The sequence below is a fragment of the Pantoea sp. M_10 genome, assembly GCF_008631515.1.
Lineage (GTDB): Bacteria > Pseudomonadota > Gammaproteobacteria > Enterobacterales > Enterobacteriaceae > Pantoea > Pantoea anthophila.
Genome location: NZ_VWUL01000001.1, coordinates 815,189 through 837,868, shown reverse-complemented (window position 1 = coordinate 837,868; position 22,680 = coordinate 815,189). Strand labels below are relative to the sequence as shown.

General features: G+C 54.8%; 25 protein-coding genes, 3 tRNA genes and 2 pseudogenes. 16 read left to right on the top strand and 14 right to left on the bottom strand.

What is annotated here, in order from left to right:
* Positions 1–17: 17 nt before the first annotated feature.
* Genes rutF through rutA form a run of 5 tightly spaced genes read right to left on the bottom strand, consistent with a single transcriptional unit; the run spans position 18 to position 3,572 of the window.
* A complete protein-coding gene (gene rutF / locus F3I47_RS04040; RefSeq protein ID WP_033736345.1) occupies positions 18–530 on the bottom strand; it encodes an NADH-dependent FMN reductase RutF in 513 nt (170 codons plus the stop codon).
* 18 nt (positions 531–548) lie between these two features.
* Complete coding sequence (rutD, locus tag F3I47_RS04035; RefSeq protein WP_150029702.1) at positions 549–1,355, bottom strand: pyrimidine utilization protein D; 807 nt, start codon at positions 1,353–1,355, stop codon at positions 549–551.
* The gene (rutC, locus tag F3I47_RS04030; protein WP_009090999.1) at positions 1,355–1,750 is read right to left on the bottom strand and encodes a pyrimidine utilization protein C; all 396 of its coding nucleotides are present in this window, start codon (positions 1,748–1,750) and stop codon (positions 1,355–1,357) included. Before rutC ends, rutD begins: the two co-directional genes overlap by 1 nt.
* A 17-nt stretch (positions 1,751–1,767) precedes the next feature.
* The gene (gene rutB, locus F3I47_RS04025) at positions 1,768–2,481 is read right to left on the bottom strand and encodes a pyrimidine utilization protein B (RefSeq protein ID WP_033736577.1); all 714 of its coding nucleotides are present in this window, start codon (positions 2,479–2,481) and stop codon (positions 1,768–1,770) included.
* A complete protein-coding gene (rutA, locus tag F3I47_RS04020; RefSeq protein ID WP_009090995.1) occupies positions 2,481–3,572 on the bottom strand; it encodes a pyrimidine utilization protein A in 1,092 nt (363 codons plus the stop codon). Before rutA ends, rutB begins: the two co-directional genes overlap by 1 nt.
* A gap of 306 nt (positions 3,573–3,878) precedes the next feature.
* On the opposite strand from rutA, the gene rutR reads away from it, so the two are divergent.
* Both rutR and F3I47_RS04010 read left to right on the top strand, forming a co-directional pair.
* Positions 3,879–4,514, top strand: a complete 636-nt coding sequence (rutR, locus tag F3I47_RS04015; RefSeq protein WP_009090993.1) for an HTH-type transcriptional regulator RutR — start codon at positions 3,879–3,881, stop codon at positions 4,512–4,514.
* Between the two features lie 38 nt (positions 4,515–4,552).
* A complete protein-coding gene (locus tag F3I47_RS04010; RefSeq protein ID WP_150029701.1) occupies positions 4,553–5,527 on the top strand; it encodes a metal-dependent hydrolase in 975 nt (324 codons plus the stop codon).
* Between the two features lie 44 nt (positions 5,528–5,571).
* On the opposite strand, the gene cycA is transcribed toward F3I47_RS04010, so the two are convergent.
* Positions 5,572–6,972, bottom strand: coding sequence for a D-serine/D-alanine/glycine transporter (cycA, locus tag F3I47_RS04005; RefSeq protein ID WP_046101562.1), 1,401 nt, complete (start codon positions 6,970–6,972; stop codon positions 5,572–5,574).
* Between the two features lie 287 nt (positions 6,973–7,259).
* Here cycA and F3I47_RS04000 point away from each other — a divergent pair, with 287 nt between their 5' ends.
* From F3I47_RS04000 to F3I47_RS03990, 3 genes are all read left to right on the top strand, one after another.
* Entirely contained in the window at positions 7,260–7,955 is a 696-nt protein-coding gene (locus F3I47_RS04000; protein WP_150029700.1) for an extensin family protein, read from the top strand.
* A gap of 1,166 nt (positions 7,956–9,121) precedes the next feature.
* Positions 9,122–9,844, top strand: a complete 723-nt coding sequence (gene sdiA, locus F3I47_RS03995) for a transcriptional regulator SdiA (protein WP_009090985.1) — start codon at positions 9,122–9,124, stop codon at positions 9,842–9,844.
* Positions 9,845–9,963: 119 nt separating this feature from the next.
* Positions 9,964–10,575: an acyl-homoserine-lactone synthase gene (locus tag F3I47_RS03990; protein ID WP_033736343.1), complete on the top strand. Its 612-nt coding sequence runs from the start codon at positions 9,964–9,966 to the stop codon at positions 10,573–10,575.
* 37 nt (positions 10,576–10,612) lie between these two features.
* Here F3I47_RS03990 and F3I47_RS03985 read toward each other — a convergent pair whose 3' ends face one another.
* Complete coding sequence (locus F3I47_RS03985) at positions 10,613–10,837, bottom strand: DUF2594 family protein (RefSeq protein ID WP_003849983.1); 225 nt, start codon at positions 10,835–10,837, stop codon at positions 10,613–10,615.
* Positions 10,838–11,267: 430 nt separating this feature from the next.
* Here F3I47_RS03985 and uvrY point away from each other — a divergent pair, with 430 nt between their 5' ends.
* From uvrY to F3I47_RS03955, 6 genes are all read left to right on the top strand, one after another.
* The gene (uvrY, locus tag F3I47_RS03980) at positions 11,268–11,927 is read left to right on the top strand and encodes a UvrY/SirA/GacA family response regulator transcription factor (RefSeq protein ID WP_009090981.1); all 660 of its coding nucleotides are present in this window, start codon (positions 11,268–11,270) and stop codon (positions 11,925–11,927) included.
* On the top strand, positions 11,920–13,752 hold the full coding sequence (gene uvrC / locus F3I47_RS03975; protein ID WP_150041067.1) for an excinuclease ABC subunit UvrC: 1,833 nt from the start codon (positions 11,920–11,922) through the stop codon (positions 13,750–13,752). Before uvrY ends, uvrC begins: the two co-directional genes overlap by 8 nt.
* A 69-nt stretch (positions 13,753–13,821) precedes the next feature.
* Entirely contained in the window at positions 13,822–14,370 is a 549-nt protein-coding gene (gene pgsA / locus F3I47_RS03970) for a CDP-diacylglycerol--glycerol-3-phosphate 3-phosphatidyltransferase (RefSeq protein ID WP_009090977.1), read from the top strand.
* 152 nt (positions 14,371–14,522) lie between these two features.
* A tRNA-Gly gene (locus tag F3I47_RS03965) sits at positions 14,523–14,598 on the top strand.
* Between the two features lie 40 nt (positions 14,599–14,638).
* Positions 14,639–14,712 (top strand) — tRNA-Cys (locus tag F3I47_RS03960).
* A 10-nt stretch (positions 14,713–14,722) separates the two neighbouring features.
* A tRNA-Leu gene (locus tag F3I47_RS03955) sits at positions 14,723–14,809 on the top strand.
* A 104-nt stretch (positions 14,810–14,913) separates the two neighbouring features.
* Here F3I47_RS03955 and F3I47_RS22685 read toward each other — a convergent pair.
* Entirely contained in the window at positions 14,914–15,198 is a 285-nt protein-coding gene (locus F3I47_RS22685; RefSeq protein ID WP_370462020.1) for a hypothetical protein, read from the bottom strand.
* Between the two features lie 574 nt (positions 15,199–15,772).
* Here F3I47_RS22685 and F3I47_RS22450 point away from each other — a divergent pair.
* The 3 genes and pseudogenes from F3I47_RS22450 to F3I47_RS03935 form a co-directional block, all read left to right on the top strand.
* Positions 15,773–15,961, top strand: a pseudogene (locus F3I47_RS22450) (DNA methyltransferase); the annotation flags it as partial.
* Positions 15,962–16,289: 328 nt separating this feature from the next.
* Positions 16,290–16,634: a hypothetical protein gene (locus F3I47_RS03940; protein ID WP_150029698.1), complete on the top strand. Its 345-nt coding sequence runs from the start codon at positions 16,290–16,292 to the stop codon at positions 16,632–16,634.
* Between the two features lie 292 nt (positions 16,635–16,926).
* Positions 16,927–17,253, top strand: a pseudogene (locus F3I47_RS03935) (phage terminase large subunit family protein); the annotation flags it as partial.
* A 96-nt stretch (positions 17,254–17,349) separates the two neighbouring features.
* Here the strand turns inward: F3I47_RS03935 and F3I47_RS03930 are convergent.
* Together F3I47_RS03930 and F3I47_RS03925 are read right to left on the bottom strand one after the other, a co-directional pair.
* Complete coding sequence (locus F3I47_RS03930; protein WP_223812746.1) at positions 17,350–17,586, bottom strand: hypothetical protein; 237 nt, start codon at positions 17,584–17,586, stop codon at positions 17,350–17,352.
* A gap of 306 nt (positions 17,587–17,892) precedes the next feature.
* Complete coding sequence (locus tag F3I47_RS03925) at positions 17,893–18,090, bottom strand: hypothetical protein (RefSeq protein WP_009090971.1); 198 nt, start codon at positions 18,088–18,090, stop codon at positions 17,893–17,895.
* Positions 18,091–18,271: 181 nt separating this feature from the next.
* Between F3I47_RS03925 and F3I47_RS03920 the strand changes: the two genes are divergently transcribed.
* On the top strand, positions 18,272–18,469 hold the full coding sequence (locus F3I47_RS03920) for a DUF6404 family protein (protein WP_150029696.1): 198 nt from the start codon (positions 18,272–18,274) through the stop codon (positions 18,467–18,469).
* A 38-nt stretch (positions 18,470–18,507) separates the two neighbouring features.
* On the opposite strand, the gene F3I47_RS03915 is transcribed toward F3I47_RS03920, so the two are convergent.
* The 4 genes from F3I47_RS03915 to F3I47_RS03900 form a co-directional block, all read right to left on the bottom strand.
* On the bottom strand, positions 18,508–20,013 hold the full coding sequence (locus F3I47_RS03915; RefSeq protein ID WP_140924367.1) for a SulP family inorganic anion transporter: 1,506 nt from the start codon (positions 20,011–20,013) through the stop codon (positions 18,508–18,510).
* Between the two features lie 145 nt (positions 20,014–20,158).
* Positions 20,159–20,413, bottom strand: coding sequence for a biofilm/acid-resistance regulator YmgB/AriR (locus F3I47_RS03910; protein ID WP_033736573.1), 255 nt, complete (start codon positions 20,411–20,413; stop codon positions 20,159–20,161).
* 390 nt (positions 20,414–20,803) lie between these two features.
* Complete coding sequence (locus F3I47_RS03905; RefSeq protein ID WP_150029695.1) at positions 20,804–21,211, bottom strand: DUF2000 domain-containing protein; 408 nt, start codon at positions 21,209–21,211, stop codon at positions 20,804–20,806.
* A 41-nt stretch (positions 21,212–21,252) separates the two neighbouring features.
* Positions 21,253–22,101: an AraC family transcriptional regulator gene (locus tag F3I47_RS03900; RefSeq protein WP_150029694.1), complete on the bottom strand. Its 849-nt coding sequence runs from the start codon at positions 22,099–22,101 to the stop codon at positions 21,253–21,255.
* Between the two features lie 145 nt (positions 22,102–22,246).
* Here F3I47_RS03900 and F3I47_RS03895 point away from each other — a divergent pair, with 145 nt between their 5' ends.
* Positions 22,247–22,678: a MarR family winged helix-turn-helix transcriptional regulator gene (locus F3I47_RS03895; RefSeq protein WP_009090959.1), complete on the top strand. Its 432-nt coding sequence runs from the start codon at positions 22,247–22,249 to the stop codon at positions 22,676–22,678.
* Positions 22,679–22,680: the final 2 nt, after the last annotated feature.

Genomic DNA, 22,680 nt, shown 5'->3' with positions numbered 1-22,680 from the left:
GTTTCAGGGAAGGGTTATCAGGCTTCCTGCCGCATCAGGGGATGGTATCCCCGGTCAAACCAGGCCAGGCCGTGAGAATCGTCGTTGCGCACCACGGCCAGGACTTCACAGAACAGGGTGTCATGGGTGCCGACGCTGACAATCTGAGTGATCCGGCAGTCAAAGGAGGCGACCGCGCCGCTCAGCACCGGCGAGCCGGTAACGGCCGTCGACCACTCTGCAGCCACAAACCGCTCAGCCATCGGGGTTTTACCACCAAACAGCGTGGAGAGCGCTTCATGGCCCGCCGCCAGGGTGTTGACGCAGAGCTGCATGTTTTCGCGGAACACCGGATAAACCGAGGCCGAACGGTTCAGGCAGACCAGCAGTGTAGGGGGCGCATCCGTGACACTGCACACCGCAGAGGCGGTGAAGCCTGCGCGTCCGGCAGGGCCTTCCGTGGTAATGATGTTGACCGCCGCGCCCAGTCGCGACATCGCATGACGAAAGGCCGTTTTGTCAACGGCAGGGGTAAGGGTATCCAGGCTCATAATCTTCTCCGCAAAAGCTTAGACGACGCGCTGCAGGGGCTGCACGTCATCAGTCTGATCCAGCCACTGCAGCAGCCGGGCATTAAAGGTTTCGGCGTCGGTGACGCTCATGGCGTGTCCGCCCCAGGCCATTCTCTGCTCCGTGGCGTTGGGCAGTGCGTCAGCCAGCGCGGATGAGCAGCTCCACGGCACCAGCAGGTCATCTTCACTGGCGATCACCAGCACCGGTTGCGGGATCGCGGCTGCCCGGGCACTGAAATCCGCGCTCATCAGGGCGTGCAGCCGACGCATCAGGTTTTCCATTCCCTGAAAATGGGCGACATGATGACTGTCCTCCTGATCAAGCCGCGTCTGATGCTGCGCCATCCATTCTGCCGGATAGAGAAACAGCGGCTGGGCACGGACAAAGGCCTCCACGCCGACGTTCAGCAGCAGATCCTGGCGCACCTGAAAGCAGCGGCGGGTATGGGGATGCAGCGACAGCCAGCCGTTGATCACCACGATCCGCTCGATCCGCTCCGGGTAATCCAGCGCCAGCTGCATCCCCAGCAGGCCACCCAGCGCATGACCAATCAGGCTGAAGCGCAGGATGCCGTGCTGCGCCAGCGCATCGGCCAGCTCCGCCGCCATCATCGCCATGCTGTAGCCCTCCGGCAGCGTGTCAGCGCTGCGTCCGGTGCCGCGCTGGTCATAACAGACCACCCGATAACGTGTCGTCAGCGCCGCCAGCTGTGGCTGCCAGAAACCGGCTACGCCGCCCAGCCCGGAGGAGAGCACCAGCGTCGGTGCATCGGGATTTTGCAGGCCCAGAATATCCAGTTGCATCAGACCTCCGGCTTGCCAATGTGGGCCACGCTGGCGATCTCAATCAGCGCATCCGGTTTGACCAGCCCGCACTGAATACAGAATCGGGCCGGTTTGTCGCCGGGAAAGTAGTCGGCGTAGACCTGGTTCACCGCACCATAGTTTGCCCAGTCGGTGATAAAAATAGAGTTGAAGGTGACATCCGCCATCGTGCCACCCGCGGTTTCAATCACCTTTTTAATGGTTTCCAGTACGTGGCGGGTCTGCGCGGCGGCATCCCCGACGTGCACCACGTTGTTGTCAGCATCAAACGGCAGCGTGCCCGAAACATAGACCACGCCATCGGCCAGCGTGCCAGGGACAAACGGGGCGATGGGCGTCGTGGTGCCCGGTGGAACAATGATACTTTTTGGCATAGCGTCATCCTCGGTGATCAGGGGGCTTTCAGGCTTTCGCAGAAGGTATCGACATCCGATACCCAGCCAAAAAAGGTTTCGATATTGAACAGCGCCGCCTGCTGGGCAAATGGCGGGCCTGCCTGGTAGGTTGCGTCTTCCAGCACCACGCCGAAGTACTCCAGAAAGAAGCCGTCGCGCAGCGTCGATTCCACACAGACATTGGTGGCAATGCCGGTAAAGATCAGATGACGAATGCCGCGACTGCGCAGCATGCTGTCGAGCGGCGTGTTATAGAAGCCGCTGTAGCGCGATTTGGGCAGCACAATGTCCCCGGGCTGCGGCACCAGTTCATCCACCAGTGCGTAATCCCAGCCGCCTTTGGAAAGCAGCGTGCCCTGCAGTTCAGGTCGTTTGCGCATGGTTTTCAGCGCATTTGATTTGTGGAAGTTGGGCGAGCCGGCATCACCGGCTTCAACATAGTCACTGTCCCAGCCGTTCTGGAACCAGATAATCTGCACGCCTGCGGCACGCGCCGCCGTCACCGCCTGATGAATCTTCGCTATCACCGGTTGCGTGGCGGAAACATCAAAGCCCGCCAGGTCAAGATAACCCCCTTCAGTGGCGTAGGCGTTCTGCATATCGACCACGATCAGCGCACTCTGACCGGGGGGAAAAGCAATCGGCTCCGGCCGGGCTGGCAGTTCGACCTGAGTCACATCAGGCGTGTGAGCGCAGTAAACGGTATTCATCATGCCACCTCCTTCTGGGCATCCAGCAGGGCGCTGCGACAGCGCATCAGCGGCTGGATGTGTTGTCCGAAGTTCTCGATCCCTTCCAGGAAATCATCAAAGGTCAGCAGCACACCGTGGGTGCCTTCAACCTGAGCCACTTCATCCAGCATCCGCGCCACGCTGGCCCAGGAGCCGACCAGGGTACCCATATTGATGTTGACGGCAGAGGTGGGGTCGGCCATCTGGCGCACGTTGGTGTCGCTGCCCGATTTGGTATCCTGCTGACTCTGGGTGGTCAGCCAGGAGAGCGCCTCTTCATCGGCACCGGCTTTGTAGTGTTCCCACTTCGCCCGCGCTTCCTCATCGGTTTCCGCGGCAATGATCATGAACAGGACGTAGGAGCCGACGTCGCGACCGGCTTTCTCCGCCGCCTGTTTCATGCGAATCGAGGTTGAGCTGAACGCGGCAGGGGTGTTTACCCCTTTGCCAAAGCAGAAGTTGTAATCGGCATACTGTGCGGAGAAGGCCATACCGGCGTCGCTCTGACCGGCGCAGATGACCTTCATCGGGCGCTGCGGCTGCGGACTGACGCGACAGTCGTTCATGGTGAAGAATTCACCTTTAAAGTCCGATTTTCCGGTGCCCCACAGGTCGCGCAGCACGGTAACGTATTCGGTCAGATAGGCGTAGCGGCTGCTGAAGTACTCATCGCCAGGCCACATGCCCATCTGTTCATATTCCGGTTTCTGCCAGCCGGTGACCAGGTTGACGCCGAAACGGCCGCCAGAGATGGAGTCAATGGTGGACGCCATGCGCGCCACAATGGCGGGTGGTAGCGTCAGGGTGGCGGCAGTGGCATAAATTTCAATACGTGAGGTGACGGCCGCCAGACCAGCCATCAGGGTGAATGACTCCAGGTTATGATCCCAGAATTCTGTTTTTCCGCCGAAGCCGCGCAGTTTGATCATCGAAAGCGCAAAGTCGAAATGGTAATGCTCTGCTTTCAGTACGATTGCCTTGTTGAGTTCGAAGGTTGGCATGTACTGCGGTGCATTGGAGGAGATCAGCCAGCCATTGTTACCAATCGGAATAAAGACGCCTATCTTCATGTGAAACCTCGTTGCGATGGGGGAAAGGTGTTTCACGCGCGGCACTGCATCCTGCCTCATCCCTGTGGGCTGCGCTCAGTCACAATTCTGCAAACCCTGTGCCACAATTTTTAATTGTTTATATAACAATGGGTTAAAATGAAGAGCAAAAATAAAAGTGGAGTGGATGGTCCATTTCAGACCGTTTGGTCAAAATTCGCTGCACGTTTTCCATGCAGGCTGAGCAAAAAAGGTGCAGCACGCTGGTTAGGCAGCCAGAGATCCCTTTGCTATGATGCGATGACACCTGACGGATGAGGTAAGGCAGTGAAAACCGATGAAAAAAAGCCAACGCGTCGTTCACGCGCGGTGGCGGCAAAGCGAGCGGCGATACTGGATGCGGCGCTGACCCTGTTCTCGCAGTTTGGTATTCATGGCACCAGCCTCGATAAGGTGGCCGAGCTGGCAGACGTTTCCAAAACCAATCTGCTCTACTATTTTCCCTCGAAAGAGGCGCTCTATGTGGCGGTGCTGAAACAGATTCTGGATGTCTGGCTGGCGCCGCTGCGCGCGCTGGCGCACGATCAGGATCCACTGATGGCCATCCGACGCTATATCCGGCTGAAACTGGAGGTGTCGCGGGATCATCCTCAGGCCTCCCGGTTGTTCTGCCTGGAGATGCTGCAGGGCGCACCGCTGCTGAAAGGGGAGCTGGCGGGCGACCTCAAGCAACTGGTGGATGATAAGGCGGCGATAATTGAGCGCTGGATTGATGAAGGGCGTCTGGCTGGCGTCCAGCCGCAGCATCTGATCTTTATGCTCTGGGCCACAACGCAGCACTATGCCGATTTCGCCACGCAGGTGGAGGCGGTGACCGGACAGACCCTCAGCGACGCCGCGTTCTTTGAGCAGACGGTCGAGAACGTTCAGCGCATGATCATTGAAGGCATTCGCGTACGCTGATTCCGCCCAAGTTAACGGTTCGGTAACGGAGTTAATCTATGGATTCTGTTTCGCAGTGGGTACTGGGCGCCTCCGTCAGCGTCGCGGTGATGGGGCGTCGGGTTCCGGTCTGGCAGGCGGCACTGGTTGGGGGTGTCTGCGGCACCCTGCCCGATCTGGATGTCTTTATCGATCATGGCGATGCAATACGCAACATGACGCTGCATCGCACCGAAAGTCATGCGCTGCTCTGGCTCACGCTGATCTCTCCGCTGGTTGCCTGGCTGGTGGCGGGGCTGTGTCGTCAACGGGTGGCATGGCGGGCGTGGTGGCCTGCCATCTGGCTGGCACTGATCACGCACCCGCTGCTCGATCTGATGACGGTGTATGGCACCCAGCTTGGCCTGCCGCTCACCGACTTTCCCTATGCGATTGGCAGCATCTACATTATCGATCCCCTCTATACGCTGCCGCTGCTGGTGGGGCTGGCTGTGGCGCTCTGGCGTGGCGGCGAACGGGGACTGCGCGGCAACCGGCTGGGATTAACGCTGAGCTCGCTTTATCTGGTCTGGAGCGTGGTGATTCAGGGCATGGCAGGCTGGCAGATCCGGCAGTCGCTGACCGGGCAGGGGATTCCGACCGATAAGGTACTGGTGACGCCAACGGCGTTCAATACGCTGGTCTGGCGCAGCGTGATCCTGACCGGCGACCGTTATGGCGAAGCTTACTGGTCGTTACTGTCGCCTTCGCGTCCGCTACAGGTGACGTGGTATCCGCGTCATCCCGAACTTTACAAAGGGTTTCGTGGCAGCTGGTATGCAGAACGCGTCGCCTGGTTCAGCCACGGTTTTTATGCCCTGCGTGAGCAGGATGGGCAGACGACGATAGCTGACCTGCGTATGGGCGAAGGGGAAAAGTATACCTTTACCTTTGGTCTCGGCACGCCTCAGCAGCCCGATCCCCGGCCGCAGCGCTTACCTTCTGAACGGCCTTCGTTGTCCGCCAGCTTTTCTGCGCTGGGCGAACGCCTGTAAAAAAGCCCGGTCATCTGACCGGGCTTCCTCTCTGACAGGCTGAACTAGCGACTGCGTGAGCCGCGATGACGCAGCCACCAGCCCACACCCAGCAGGGCGAACCAGAGTGGCGTCACCATCAGCGCCTGACGCGTATCATCCTGCAAGGTCAGCAGCACCAGCACAAAGGCAAAGAAGGCCATGCAGACCCAGCACATCAGCTTGCCCAGCGGCATCTTAAAGCCGGATTCCGCATGACGCTGCGGATGCTTTTTGCGATAGGCCAGATAGCTGCACAGGATAATGGTCCAGACAAACATAAACAGAATTGCCGAGACGGTGGTTACCAGGGTGAAGACCGTCATCACATCCGGGATGAGGTAGATTAACGCCACGCCCGCCAGCAGGCAGAAGCAGGAGAAAAACAGACCGGTGGTCGGGACGGCGCGGGCTGAGAGACGGCCAAAGGCGCGGCTGGCAACCCCCTGCTGTGACAGACCATAGAGCATCCGGCTGGTGGAGAAGATGCCGCTGTTCGCAGAGGAGGCAGCTGAGGTCAGCACCACAAAGTTGACGATACTCGCGGCAGCGGGCAGGCCAATCAGGACAAACATCTCAACAAACGGGCTGCGATCGGCCATCACCTGGGTCCATGGCGTCACCGCCATAATGACCATCAGCGCCAGCACATAAAACATAATGACCCGCAGCGGGATGGCATTAATCGCGCGTGGCAGGACTTTATGCGGATCGTGAGTCTCTGCCGCCGCCGTGCCAACCAGTTCAATCCCGACAAAGGCGAACACCGCAATCTGGAATCCGGCAAAGAAGCCGCTGAGCCCTTTCGGGAACAGTCCGCCATGATCCCAGATGTTGCTCAGTGCCGCCGTACCGCCGCCCGGAGAGGGGTAGTGGATGGAGACCAGCACAATGCCCGTCACGATCAGCGCGACAATGGCGACGATTTTAATAATTGCAAACCAGAACTCCATCTCGCCGAACAGCTTGACGGTCGCAATGTTAAGCGCCAGAAAGACCACCACGCAGAGCAGGGCGCTCATCCAGATCGAGAAGCCCGGAAACCAGAGCTGGAAATAGGCGCTGATGGCCACCACGTCAGCGATGCCGGTGACCACCCAACAGAACCAGTAGGTCCAGCCGGTAAAGTAGCCTGCCCAGGGGCCGAGCAGATCCGCGGCAAAGTCGCTGAACGATTTATACTCCAGATTGGAGAGCAGCAGTTCTCCCATCGCGCGCATGACAAAGAACAGCATAAAGCCGATGATCATATAGACGAAAATGATCGAGGGGCCGGCCAGGCTGATGGTTTTACCTGAGCCCATAAACAGGCCGGTTCCGATCGCGCCGCCGATGGCGATCAGCTGAATGTGTCGGTTGTGCAGGTTGCGCCGTAGCTTGTCGGGGCCTTCCTGCGTCAAGGGGGCATCTTTAGATTGATCGACCATAGAATACTCTTTCCTGTCTTGATGTTGTGTCAGCTCTGCTGGCTGATAATGAATAGCCTTACCCGAAGGGCTGGTCGGCATAAGATAGAGGAAGTCACCCCAAAGCCGGTAACAGTTTTTTACCTGATGTGACACCGGCCATGGTCAGCCAGAGCAATCGTTGCGCATTCTGGTTAATCCTGCGTCAGCCAGGGTAAGGATTCATCACGTTATGTCAGTTGCACAGCGCAGCGTGAATCTGGCTTCTACACTTTTTGTTTGCTAATCATCATGCTGCGAGAGGGGTTATGCGCACGCTTATCCTGTTTTTGCTGTTAATCGCGCTGGGCTGGATGAGTCTGCCATGGCTGAAGCAGCATCTGCCACCGCAGTTTAATCCCTTTACCCCGCTCGCCGTTACCGATCCTCCGGGCTGGATGACGCAGCTTAAGATGAAACGGCTGGCCAGCGATCCTGACGCCTGCCTCGCCGTGATGCGCCGCGCTCAGCAGGCCGGGTGGGTGACGTTCAGCGAACGACCGGCAGTGACGGGCAACTGTCCCCTCAGCAACCCGCTGCGCATTCAGCGATTTGGTCCGGTGAGCCTCAGCAGCAGCTTTCTGGCGAGCTGTCCGATGGCGGTTGCCAGTACGATGTATGCCCTGCGCAGTCGCCAACAGACCGCCAGGGATATGCAGAGTCCACTGGTACGGATTACGCATGTTGGCAGCTACGCCTGCCGTAACATTTATCATCGCGCGCAGGGGCGATTGAGTGAACATGCCACCGCCGATGCCTGGGATGTGACCGGCTTCCACCTGGCGGATGGTCAGCGGCTTGAGGTCAGTCGTCACTGGCAGCAGCCCGGGCAAAAAGCGGCCATGCTGCATACCTTGTGGCGGGGGGGATGTGAGGTGTTTGGCAATGCGCTGGGCCCGGATTACAACACGGCACACGCTTCACATTTTCATCTGGGAATGCGGGGCGCGGGCTATTGCCGGTAAATCATCAGTCAGGACTAATACCATCTTTGATTAATAATTGATCAGTTATCTGTACAAATTCAGTCCAGTTATCTGCTGGAATCTGGCACCGGCCGGAAATCATTCATTCGCTGAGAGAACAACATTAAGGCATTTGATTTTAGTACCATCTATTTAAAGAGTAAAACTGTCCGTCGAATAAATGCGCTGTTCCCTTTTTTCTCCTCTCTCATCAAATTCTCGTCACTGAGCGGCAGAATGAAAATATTTCACCATACAGACAGCCGAATTAAGTGAAATGAGAAGGGAAAATTAACAAATGCGCTGGGGCGTTATCTCTGTTTTTTTACAGGCAGGATTATTTTTCAGATAGTTTAACCCGGTGACTACCTTTAATGTCATTCTGCTGACTAAACTACGATAAAGGGTGAGCCTGCTAACGAAACAGCCGCTTCGCTTTTAACGGGATCGAAATCAGGCTGAAGAGATAAGTAAGGCTTATCAGGAAGCGATTTTTTGCCTGACCTTTTCTTTTGCAGGCTGTCAGGATGATAAACAGCAAAAAGCCGCCGGATGGCAGAAGAAAATAGAGGGTGGTCAGGAGCCGCGGGTTAACTTAAGCAACAGAACTGGCGCAGGTCTGCAGAAAAACGCAGCACAACATTTGCGCTCCTGAGCCCGCAGCGGCAGGCCAGCGAGCCTCTCCGCCTGCCTCGCCGCGTTTCCCAGCGGCTGGATGATCCGGCAGCCAGCTGCATGCCGGAGAGGTTTAAAAACGAAGATCTTATTTCCTGATGAGAAATATGTTGGCGGTTCCTGGGGAGGCAGCGTTAATCGAATTGAATTAACGTCTTGTTTACTCATTATTTACTCAATAAGCAGTAGCGCTATTTATTATTTCCGCTCCATTTGCAAATTTGCGATAAAGTGTCACCAGGTGACAGGCATTGAAATCCTATAAGAAAAATCTTATTCTTAGGATGTGATTGAAAATGGCGTGACTGACCTCACATTGCCCGGACAGGGACACGTTTTCACTCCGCCATGACGATGAAAGGTAAAAGGCGCTTCATCAGGCAACGGATTCATCTCTGACGATATATTCATTTTTTCTGAAAAATTTAAACTCTCTGATGAGTCTGATTGAATAGCATCGGAAGGGCGGGTGAAAATAATGCTGAGGCAATATGAGTAGTGAAAATTATTTCGCCTGGCGAAGCAGTGTGAAAGAACAATTTCAGGCATTAACGACCTCATCTGAATTGAAGGCGTTATTGCAACATTTTACGGAATCATTAGGCTTCGATTATTTTGCTTTTTTGATTCAGCACCCGGTGCCATTTACCCGACCGCGCATTCATTTATACAGCACCTATCCCACATTATGGGTTAAACGCTATGAGAAGCAGAATTATTACGCGGTGGACCCGGTGCTCAGCTTGTGTCAGCGACCAGGGAGGGGGATGGCATGGACGGAGGCGCAGTTTGCTGACGCAGGCAACCTGTGGCGGGAGTCGCGGGAATATGGGCTTCAGAGCGGTTTTTCTTGCTCTGCAATGGCACCAAATCGCGTCATTGGTATATTATCTATATCGTCCCAACAGCCCATTTCTGTCCAGCTCTGCCATGCTGAGCTGGAGGTGAAACTCCACCTTTTAGCGGAACTAAGCCTGGATACGCTGGAACGCTTTAGCGATGATGCGATGATGGTACTGAAAAATGCGTTAAGTCAGCGCGAGCTGGAAATTCTGAAATGGACAGCCGAAGGAAAAACGGCGGTCGAGATTTCACTTATTTTATCCATCTCTGAACATACCGTTAACTTTCATCAAAAAAATATGCAAAAGCGTTTCAATGTTTCCAATAAAACGCAGATTGCCTGTTATGCAGCCGCAATCGGACTGATTTGAACATCAACAACTGCCACCTTTGGCAGTTTCTTTGTACGGGTCAGTTGTCTACCCTGCGCCGGAACTTTGCCAGGCTGGCGCAAAAAATCATTGCAACATGGGGATGTCAGAGGCGCATGATGAAAATAGTGCAAACGCAGTTAAAGGATATGCCATCCTCTTTGCTCGCTGAACTGGGCAGCTACCGTTACAGCGTCTTTGCGCGCGGCGAAGGGTGGTCTATTCCGCCGCGCCTGAGCACGCCAGGACAGGAGTATGATCGCTACGATCGTTCAGATGTGACCTGGCTGATCGCATGGAATGCCCGTGCAGGGATCTGCGGCTGTGCCCGCCTGATGCCCTGGTTTGAGCCTGAGCAGAGTGAAGGCATCGTGCTGCCCTTCAGCCATGAGAAAGTCTGGGAAATGTCGCGCTTCTCTGCACGCTTGGATGTGGATGCTGAACTGCCGCTGAACATACTCTGGCACGCGGTACAGCTGGCGGAACTGCACGGCATGGAGTACATCATCAGTTCGGCAACGCCAATGCTGGAGAAGATGTTTGAGCAGCATCAGGTGGTCTATGAGCCGCTCACACCCGGCCTGATTCTGTCAGAAGATAATCTGTTTGCGATCCGTATTCCGGTGACTCAGCCTGCGCTGGCAGAGAAGTATCGGGGCACCCGACGCTTCAGCCCGGAAGAGGTGCTGCCGACGCTGGGTGTGTCGGTCAACTGGCAGTCGCATAATTAGGTCAATTGCCCCCGTGGCTGGGGGCAACACAACACGCTTACTGACGGTAGGCGGTTTTAATCTGCTTGATGGTATTGCTGAACACTTCCGCCTGCGGTTTGTCGCCCAGCGTCTGTACATAGCGTTCCATGTTAATAATCACTTTTCCCGCATCAGCCTGACCCATCCCTTTCAGAATCAGGGTGATCATCATCTTCAGCCCCGCGATTTCATCCGCTAATTTCCGGGCTTCCTGGGAAGTTGCAAAATCTTCATCGCTCATGAGTTTCTCCTTGGTGAATGACAATGTGTCGGCAATCTGTCCGCACAGCAGTGCGTGAGTATACCACAGGGGAGGTAAGTTGCTGATGGTGCCGGTCCGCTTTGCCGCTAAAGGCCGTTTCGTCCAGCACAACTAATCAATCGCTGAAAGTAATCACACGATTGACTGGCCCGGAGCGGACAGCAATGCGTTGTAGACATGTTTACCGAACGCGGTTGTTAATCTTCTGAAATACAGAGAATTTAATCAATATGCAACGATGCTGATGATGAGCAGAAAAGTCTGATGCGACGCGCCACGCCCGGCTGAGGGTAATGATGCAATGCGTCCACTGTTTTGCTTTGTTGATGTGCTTTTGGGGCAAAAGCGGGTATGATTACCGCTCACATTACCTGATTGCTTCCTCTTTTTAGCCTCTGGAGTTTCCCCGTTGATCAGTGTGCTTCTTGTTGATGACCATGAACTTGTCCGTGCCGGGATCCGTCGTATCCTGGAGGATGTTAAAGGGCTGGCCGTGGTCGGAGAGGTTAACTGCGGCGAGGATGCGGCCAAATGGTGCCGGTCCAATCAGGTGGATGTCATTCTGATGGACATGAATATGCCGGGTATTGGCGGGCTGGAAGCGACGCGAAAAATCGTGCGCTACAACCCTGATATCAAAATTATCATGCTGACTATCCATACCGAAAATCCGCTGCCTGCCAAAGTCATGCAGGCGGGGGCCGCGGGTTACCTCAGTAAAGGGGCCGCGCCGCAGGAAGTTATCAACGCGATTCGTTCGGTCAATGCCGGCCAGCGCTACATCGCGTCAGACATCGCCCAGCAGATGGCTCTGAGCCAGATTGAACCACAAAAAGCGGAATCTCCCTTCAGCTGTTTGTCGGAAAGGGAATTGCAGATTATGCTGATGATCACCCGAGGACAAAAGGTGACGGAAATTTCCGAGCAGTTAAATCTCAGTCCTAAAACCGTTAACAGTTACCGCTATCGGATGTTCAGCAAACTGAATATCAGTGGCGACGTCGAGTTAACGCATCTGGCCATTCGACATGGCCTCTACAATGCGGAGCCGTTAATCAGTAGTGAATGACGTTTTTGATTCCAGAGCTTTTCTGAGTACGGTAACCAGCAAGCCCGGTGTTTACCGCATGTATGACGCCTCAGGCACCGTCATCTATGTGGGCAAAGCCAAAGACCTGAAGAAGCGTTTGACCAGCTACTTCCGCACGCAGGTCGGCAGCCGCAAAACCGAAGCGCTGGTCAGCAATATCCAGCACATCGATGTCACCGTAACCCATACCGAAACCGAAGCGCTGCTGCTTGAGCATAACTACATCAAGCTCTATCAGCCGCGCTATAACGTCCTGCTGCGCGATGATAAATCGTATCCCTACATATTCCTCAGCAGCGATACTCATCCACGTCTGGCGATGCACCGTGGCGCAAAACATGCCAAAGGCGAATACTTCGGCCCGTTTCCGAATGGCTACGCGGTGCGTGAAACCCTGGGCCTGCTGCAAAAAGTGTTCCCTATCCGCCAGTGCGAAAACAGCGTCTACCGCAATCGCTCCCGGCCCTGTCTGCAATATCAGATAGGCCGCTGCCTGGGTCCCTGTGTGGCCGGGCTGGTCAGTGAAGAGGAGTATGCGCAGCAGACCGACTATGTGCGCCTGTTCCTGGCCGGTAAAGACGATCAGGTGCTTAATCAGCTGGTCAGACGCATGGAAGAGGCGAGTACCGGGTTGCGTTTTGAAGAGGCTGCACGACTGCGCGACCAGATTCAGGCCGTGCGGCGGATCACTGAAAAGCAGTTTGTCTCGAATCAGGGTGATGACCTCGATGTCATGGGCGTAGCGTACGACGCCGGTATGGCCTGTCTTCACGTGCTCTTTATTCGTCAGGGTAAAGTGTTGGGTAGCCGCAGCTACTTCCCGAAAGTCCCGGTGGATACCGATCTGGCCGAGGTGGTGCAGACCTTTGTCGGGCAGTTCTATCTGCAGGGCAGCGAGGCTCGCACCCTGCCAGGTGACATCCTGCTGGACTTTACCCTGCCAGAGCGCGAGCTGCTGGCTGAGTCTCTGAGTGAACTGGCGGGACGCCGGGTTAACATTCAGAGCAAGCCGCGCGGCGATCGCGCCCGTTACCTGAAGCTGGCGCGCACCAATGCCGCGACCGCGTTAACCACGCGTCTCTCTCAGCACTCCACCATTCATCAACGCCTGATGGCACTGGCGGAGTTCCTTGAGCTTGACCGGATCACGCGCATGGAGTGTTTCGATATCAGTCACACCATGGGTGAGCAGACCATCGCTTCCTGCGTGGTCTTTGACCAGAACGGTCCGCTTCGGGCCGATTATCGCCGCTACAACATCAGTGGCATTACGCCGGGCGATGACTACGCCGCCATGAGCCAGGTGCTGCGTCGCCGCTATGGCAAAGCCATTGAAGAAGAGAAGATCCCGGATGTCATTCTGATTGATGGCGGTAAAGGGCAGCTGGCGCAGGCGATACAGGTCTTTGCGGAACTGGACGTGCCCTGGGATAAGACGCGGCCGATTCTGCTCGGCGTGGCTAAAGGCAGCGATCGTAAAGCCGGACTGGAGACGCTGTTCTTTGAAGCCGAAGGTGAGGGCGTTTCGCTGCCGCCTGATTCGCCCGCGCTGCATGTGATCCAGCACATTCGTGACGACGCTCACAATCATGCGATTTCGGGCCACCGTAAAAAACGGGCGAAAGTGAAGAACACCAGTGCACTGGAGAGCATCGAAGGGGTGGGGCCAAAACGACGTCAGCAACTGCTCAAGTACATGGGGGGCCTGCAACCGCTGATGAATGCGTCGGTGGAGGAGATCGCCAATGTGCCCGGTATCTCTCATGCGCTGGCAGAAAAAATATACTACTCACTGAAACACTAGCATTGAAACGGGGGGGGCAATGTAGGAACATAGGCTAAATTCTACCTATATCCAGACAGTTACCGGCATATGCAATTAAACATTCCGACGTGTCTCACCCTGTTTCGAGTCGTGCTCATCCCGTTCTTTGTGCTGGCTTTCTATCTGCCGTTCACCTGGGCACCGCTTGCTACCGCATTGATTTTTGTCTTTGCAGCCATCACCGACTGGTTTGATGGCTTCCTGGCGCGCCGCTGGAAGCAGACGACGCGTTTCGGGGCTTTTCTCGATCCGGTGGCGGACAAAGTCATGGTCGCGATTGCGCTGGTGCTGGTCGCAGAATATTTCCACGCCTGGTGGATTACTCTTCCTGCCGCAACCATGATTGCGCGCGAGATCATTATCTCTGCGCTGCGTGAGTGGATGGCGGAGATTGGCAAACGCAGCAGCGTATCGGTGTCCTGGATTGGTAAAGTCAAAACCACGGCTCAGATGTTCTCACTGTTTGCCTTGCTGTGGCGTCCGGATGCCACCATTGTGGCGGTGGGTGTCGTCGCGTTGTATGTGGCTGCGGTGCTGACTTTCTGGTCAATGTTCCAGTATTTAAGCGCGGCGCGCGGCGATCTGCTCGAACCGTGATCGATACGATTTAAAAAGCAGCAAACGGACAGGCGGTGAGGATAATTTTATTGACTCATCGCGTCAGGTCAGTAGAATGCAACGCATCGAAAGGCAGCGTGTCTGTCAGAAGATAAGTAAAATCAGCAGGTTCGACGAAATTGCTGAAAATTGCGGGAATAGCTCAGTTGGTAGAGCACGACCTTGCCAAGGTCGGGGTCGCGAGTTCGAGTCTCGTTTCCCGCTCCAGATTCGCAGGTCAGGTTAACCTGGCGGCACATCAGTTTAAGGCGCGTTGGCAGAGTGGCTATGCAGCGGATTGCAAATCCGTGTACCTCGGTTCGACTCCGGGACGCGCCTCCAGTTACACCCTGCCCGGGTGGTGAAATCGGTAGACACAAGGGATTTAAAATCCCTCGATCGTAAGGTCGTGCGGGTTCAAGTCCCGCCCCGGGCACCATATCGATTTACCAATAAAATCAATGATAAGCAGTGTCGTATGACCGCCTCATAAGGGCGGTTTTTTTGTGCATGAATTCAGCTTTCTGATATCCATTCCTGATATTATTTCCCTTTCACCTGTCCGCCAACGACGGGAACCGCTACTATTTTTCTGTCATAAGCCGCATTCTGCTCCACGTTTTTATGCCCTGTAATGGCTCTCTTCTCATACAAATCCCCCTCCAGATCAGAAACGCCTTTGGCCTTCAAATCATGGAATGTGAAATCAAACAGTAGCTCTGGAAATTTTAATTTTGCCGCCTCACGCGCAGCACTCCAGCGACTGTTAAATCCATCTCTGGTGTAGCCGGAACCGTTTGGCTGGTGGATGATGAATATACTGCTCATCCCTGGCTTTGGCGGCAATTCTGATGCCCTTTTGATCGCCCCTTCAAACCGTGGCGACCAGGCCGGATTGCATCAGAAGGCATCATGCTAAATACCACTAAAACATTTTTTGAATATTTGAGGTAGTCTCGTTGCGTATCTCGCGCCAATTCAAAAAAATCAGATGATTAAAAAATGTTCATTCAGTGAGGAGAGGAGTCGATCATCAGAGATTTCATGAATCAGAGCCTCATATGCTGCCCACACTGCCAACTGAGCCGCATCCAGCGCACAGGGGCGAGTAGCCTCCGGTTTTTGGAATGGAACTCATACGCAGACCTGCCACAATAAAAGCGTGGCAGTATCCATGTGTGAGCAGCGTTTTTACGAACGCGCGCCATAAATCAGGATCATTATCTACGCTACACCATCAGCTGGTGGAAACCTGTCACGCGCTGAACCGTGAATATCATGATCTGGTAGAGGGATTTAAACCCCTCCGCACATATTTTTACTTTACGGTTACGGTGCCTTATACGGATCTATGGGCATATAAGCCGGTTCAGTTTAGCCCTGTAAATATCTATGCGACAAGCCAGCAGACAGGCTGGGAAAAATCATCAAAGCCAGCAGCATACCAGGTAATATGGCCGCTGATTTATTCATGCGTTTAGGATCAACTATAAAGGCGGCAATAATTTCAGGACGTTTGGCAATTGGTATTGAGCTGGAGGATTGGCGATTACAACAACTGTTAGATACAGTTCAGTTAATCAATGCATAACTGGCTTATAAAAGCGGAATATCAAAATAACATGGTTGCCAATTAAGGATGTTAAAAATAAGTACGCAATTAACATTGACATCACAACATAAAAATTAATGTGTTCCATGTCACATTTTTTTGTAATCTTTTCCTTTTTCGAATGGATGTTTGTAAGTATGAGTGTTATTAAATTAACTGTTGTTTTGTATGTGACTGTTTATTTGCGTTGTTTATCAATCCCTGCATTTCTAAATGATATTTTTGGAGAGTCCGCATGCAAGTGATATAACAAATCAGCAGCGCTGTACATTGTTACTTCAGGACGAAAAACTTTAGGGAATCAAATATGGAAGAGTTAAAACAAGCTCAGTTAGATATGGTTTCTGGCGCAAACGGGCACAGTAACTATGAGGGCGGTGGTCGTAGTTACTCAGGTTATAATGGTGGTCATCCATCCTATGGCGGGCAGGGCAACGGATTTGTGGGTACTCAGGCAAACGGTCTGGATTTAGGGAGTGTTATCAGAGACAACCCATGCGCAGCAACAATTGTTACAGGTATTATATCAGGTTCAACATCATGGGGTGGCGTGGTAAGGGGTGTTGTCGCTGGGGCAATAGCTTGTGCTGCCACCGGTAACGGAAATGGCGGGGGGGCAGGGAATAACTATGGCGGACAGTGCACGTGGTAGGGAAAAGAGGATAAAGAATGCCTGTATTATGCCTGGCATATTATCAGCTACTGCTCTGTTAACCTCAGTAAATATTTTTCCAGATAATGGATGGATGGGTTTTCTGCCGTATGAAGTTGCAAAGTTTTTTGTAATTGTATTTTGTTCCTATGGTGGCGTATCCATTCTAAAAGACTTGACTTTTTACTTCATGAAGGGAAAAGGGTAGTAATTTATTCCCACTTGCATAAGCTCGCTTCGGCGGGCTTTTACGTCTGAATAATCCGATGCAAATACTGTCTCTATCATCCATATGCTCTGTAGGTGGCCGTTAGCGGAGGCAGTGCGTAAATACCTGCGCGTCCGCGCAGGTATAGGGTACTCGGTCAAATGGATCCCTGAATTAACGTCCTATATTATTGAGCCAAAGAACTGTCTGGCATCGCGAGAACATGACGCCGTGGTGTTTGTTGGTCCTGCGAGAACGCGCAAGACAATCTGCCTGATACAGGTATAAATAGTCTAAAACGTGGTTTGCGATCCATCCGACATGCTGATCGTTCAGATGACGGAGAAGAAAGCGCGGGAACATTTAGTAAAACGTTTAGCGCGCATTTTCCGTGTCAGCCCGGAAGTGGTAAAAATTAATGATAAGCAGTGTCGTATGACCGCCTCATAAGGGCGGTTTTTTTGTACCTGTGATACCGCACAAATTCTGTTTTCTGCCTGCATCCCCTCAGCCACGCGAGCTGAACACCAGTTCATCCGGCGTGTCACTGATCAGCACCATCCGTTGTGCCTCACCACTGGATGACACAAACGTCACTTCATGTCCGATGCTGAAAGTCGCAAAGGCGTCGGTGGGCTGAACCGACTTCTGGATCTCCAGCACCAGCCGTGAGGGAAAGGGTTGGTCATTGACCGTATCAAGATGATAATTCGCCGTAAAACTCAGCTCGGGTTGATCAACCACGTAGAATTGTCCTGAAGGCATAGTGTTGACCTCTGCATAATCTGACCATTACGTGCCGCCGGAACAGGCTGCCTGAAACTTAAGGGTAGCTGAATAACCCTGTCCCGAAAGTCCGGCTTAATGGTTTTTGCTCTCTGCGACCCTGGCGGACAGCAGGTAACGCTTTCGCTGCCGGATCAGCCGTCGGGTAATGAGCGTGAACAGGGGCAGGATGGGAGAATAGCGTCGTTGCCTGCCGGCAGAATGGGTAACGTCACGTGCGGGGGCAGCATCAGCCAGCCTGCGGGGCAGGCTGGCTGATTAATATCAGGCCTGAGGCTGACCTGCCGGACCGACGCCACCGGGTGCGCCCACCGGTGCCTGTCCACCCGGCGGCGGCGGTGGCGGGGCATCTTTGCCTGGCGGCGGCGGAGGCGGGGCATGTCTGGGAGGTGGGGTCGGTGCGCAGGCGGTCAGCGTAGCAAGGATGGTCAGCGTCGATAACAGATAAGCAGTACGTTTCATCGTAATTCCCTGATCGGTTAAGCGGAGCGTTAAGTATAGATAAGCGCCGTCAAAACGCCTGACGTAAAGCAGACGGCAATGTTATTGTCGATTATTTGAGATGCTTCGCAACTTGTGCACGGTAACCATGCGTTTCAGACCAGAGATCGCTAAGGTAGCGCATCAATTAAGAGGAGTGGTTATGAATGGCATAATGAAGTTCGTCCGCGGCTGGCTGGTCTTTTCTCTCTTGTGGGGCGTGTTCATGTGGTTTATGTCATGGCAGGAGCAGGGCAAAGCGCCGGGTCTGGCAATTCTGATGAGTCTCTATGCGGGATTAATCTATCAGGCTCTCATGACGATGGTCGGCCGCTACCGTTCGCGGCGTCAGCAGGCATAACAGGTTCTGCTGCCGCAGAGGCAGCAGAACCGCGCACCTTAACCGAAGTTACCGGTCAGACGTTGATGGAAGTCGGTACTGCGTGAATCCAGCCCCTCAATCGTCACTTCGGCACCATATCTTTGATAGCGATACTCAATGCCATCCAGCGCCGCGACGCTGGACGCATCCCAGATCTGCGCGTGGGTTAAATCGATCGTGACCTTTTTGGGATCGTGAGCGTAATCGAAATGCTCAAACAGGTCGTTGCTGCTGGCGAAGAAGAGCGGGCCGCGCACGACATAGCGCACCGACTGACCATCATCGCTCAGCTGACGCTCTGCATGGATAACATGCGCAATGCGGCGGGCAAAGAGCAGCATGGCAAGGATCACCCCCGCAAGCACACCCAGCGCCAGATTGCCCGTCCAGACCGTGACCGCCACCGTCAGCACCATAATCAGCGTTTCTGACCACGGCATACGCTTCAGGGTGGCGGGCTGCAGGCTGTGCCAGTTAACGGTTTTCACCGCGACGACCATCATGATGCCCGCCAGAACCACCATCGGGATCTGCGCCATAATCTGGCTCAGTCCGGTCACCAGTAACAGCAGCACCAGACCGGCCGCGACGGTAGAGACCCGGCTGCGTGCCCGACCCAGTTCCACATTGACGATGGTCTGACCGATCATCGCGCAGCCCGCAATACCGCCATAGAAGCCCGCCAGAATGTTCGCCACGCCCAGGCCCCAGGATTCACGGCGCTTACTGGAGGGGGTATCCGTCAAATCATCGACCAGTTTGGCGGTCAGCAGCGACTCCATCAGCCCGACAAACGCGATACTCAGTGCCGTGGGCCAGATAATCTGCAGCGTCTGCAGGTTCAGGGGCACCAGCAGCGTATTCAACCCGGGCAGGCCAGGGCTCATCGGCCCCTCGTCACCCACGTTCGGCATGCGATAGCCCATCAGCAGTGCCACCGCCGTCACCACCACGATGGCGACCAGCGGGGAGGGCACACTTTTTATCAGGCGCGGCAGCAGCAGCACAATAGCCAGGGTGACGGCAAAGAAGATCCACACCAGGGGTGACTGACCCCAGACGTGCGGCACCTGCGCAAAGAAAATCAGGACCCCAAGCGCATTCACGAACCCCAGCATTACCGAGCGGGGAATGTAACGCATCATGCGCGCCAGACCGGCCAGGCCAAACAGAATCTGGATGATGCCGCCCAGCACAACGGCGGGCAGAATATATTCCACGCCATGCAGATGCACCATCGGCCCGATGACCAGCGCCACGGAACCGGCGGCAGCTGTGACCATGGCCGGGCGACCGCCCAGAATCGACAGGGTCAGACAGAGTACCACCGAAGCCACCAGGCTGACTTTCGGGTCGACACCGGCTATCACGGAAAAGGAGATCACTTCGGGGATCAGGGCCAGCGCGGTAATCACACCGGCCAGGCATTCGCGGGTCAGCAGCGCAGGCGAACGCAGTACGCGCCCCGTGCTGATATCGCCCGCCACAACGTCAGTTGCGGTAACATCATTAGTCTGGGTCATAAAGGATTGCAGGCTCTTTAGTTATTTTGCTCCCGCGCGGAAGGCGGAAAGAATGGGATAAACAGTGAGAGGCAGATACTACCGGGGGATCGACGAAGATACCAGAAAAAGGCGGTGGATTCCCTCCCTGGAATCGCGACTACAGTTAAAAGTCATCCGGGGTTTTGTGGACCACCAGGTCAAGCAGCTGACGGTAGATATCCAGCGAATCCCTGTCGCTTTCCAGTTCCAGTCGGTGGATCAGCTTTGAAATAATGGCCTTATTACTGACAGGCATACCCGATTGCAGGATTTCTGCGATCAGGACACCTAGCATTTCCATCTCGCTGGCGGGTTTATTCGCTGCAGGATTGAAATAGTCGGCAATTTCCTGGTCAGTCCGGGGAAGTGTATTTTGCATGTGTAAGCCCTTCATAACAGCCCGATTCCGGTTCGGATGTCAGGACAAAATCAATCAAAAAAACCATCGCATGGACAGATGCGATGGTGCCAGCGTGAACATAACGCAGATAAAAAATAACCTCTGAAGGTGGAAATCCACTGACACCTTCAGAGGCGACGCAAGTGCATCATTCGTTACAGAGTCGCATGACAACTCGTGGCGATAAAGTTATACAATAAAGATCAACTTGTACAATGGTATTCTTTGATTAAACGTGCTATTTACGCCTTATCAAAGCGTTATAAGGATTATTCTGAACAAAAATCTGTACAAATAACCTGTACAACAAGTCGCTATTAAAGCGGGCCAGAAGACGCGCAACACCAAAATCTGCCTGTTACCGGATGATTAGCTGAATAACGCCAGCTTTGCCGTCAGCTTACGCAGCGCTTTTTTATCACCGACGATGGCGAGACCCAGCAGCCGCCACTGCCGCCGCGATTGCTGGCGCAGGGCGATGCTGAGCGCCTGATAATCGGTGGTGGTCTGTCCCTCTTCGGGAAACAGCACCCGATCGTATCCGGCCTCTTCGGCCTGCAGCAGGAGTGCCCGAAGCTGCTCATCGGTGGCCGCCAGCACGGGAATACCGGTGCTGATCAGACCGGGGGAGGGATGGCGCTCCGCATCTTCCAGCGCGTCGCCAACCAGCTCCGGATGACGCTGCCCCAGCGTTAATGCCAGCACGGCAGCGGCGTTGGTGGCTTTACCGGCTGGCAGCGCGGCATTCAGTATCATCACACATCGTAAGTCCTGCATTGCGTTTCTCCTCACTCAAAAAACGCATTGTGGCAACGGTGTCAGTTCGGGTCTGGAAGATTTGTGCAGGCGTGTTGATAGCGTGACGGCGTGAGCTGGCAGGCGCGTTTAAACCAGCGCCCCAGATGACTTTGATCGGCAAAACCCAGCGCGGCGGCCACGTCGGCAACCGGCTGGCCCTGCGCCAGCTGCCGGCGCGCCTGGCTCAGCCGCCACTGCACCAGCCAGGCGTGAGGCGGCAGGCCCCAGTGCGCCTGAAACAGGCGTGATAACCGGAAGCGGTCCACCTGCAGCTGCTGTGCCATCTGCGCCAGGCCAGGATTTTCCGCATGATGGGCGATCAGCCAGTCACGCGCCTGCAATGCCAGCACCGTATCTTTATCCGGGTGGCGATCGGGCAGGAAGATCTGCTGGTGCGGCGTAAGCTGAGAGAATAGCCGATCCAGAACCGCCTCTTTGATCAGGGCGGGATGGTTGTGCCACAGCGCCTCGAACGCATGCCAGACGGCATAGGCCAGCGACCGATCGTCGCGCAGCGTTGCAGCAAACTGTAATGCGGGGGAGGGCGGCGCGTCACGCCCGGCCGGGTTGAGGTGCTGTGCAATCTGTTGTGGAGAAAGGTAGAGCATACGGTAGGTGAAACCCTGTTCGTTGATGGCATCTCCATCATGCAGCTCTTCCGGTTCCAGCATAAACACCGTGCCGGGTCGGCTCCGGTGCTGTCTGCGCCGCGAGTGAAACTGCTGTACTCCCTGCTCAGTCACACCGATCAGATAGCTGTCATGCCAGTGCGGATCATAGGCGTGACCGGTAAAATGAGCGCGCAGCGCCTCAATACCGCTGATGGCGTCACGGCGGAGATCCACCCAGTTTGCTGCTGGCTGTTTCATATTATCGGGCTCCCGATAGCGGACTCTGGACATTCTGCCGCGATCCACTAGTTTTTAACAGAACGGGCGCTTTTCAATCCCGTTTTGCTTTGCGTATAATAACCCTTCTATTTAATCAGAATCCTAACCATTAGGCTGCTAACATTTGTCTCAGCATACCCGTACCTTCACCCATTTACTGCACCTGACCGCACATGCCTGGCGCCTGGCGGTAGATCGTCATCTCAGAGACAGCGGCTTAAGTATGAGCAGCTGGATGGCTATTGGCCTCATCGCCAGCGAACCGGAACGCATGACGCAAACCGAACTGGCGCAATTGCTGGGGCTGGAAGATGCCAGCATGGTTCCGCTGGTGGATCGGCTGGTCAAACAGTCACTGCTGACGCGGGTGCAGCCGCCGGAAGATCGCCGCAAGCGCCACCTGGTGCTGACCGAAAAAGGCAACGAGGCGTTTGCCCGCGTGAAAACCGAGGCCGATGCGTTGCGCACCGAGATGCTGGCTGACATCGACCCGCAGGATCTGGCCGTCACCGAACGTGTGCTGCAACAACTGTTGAGTCGTATGGGAAGTATGTAGCA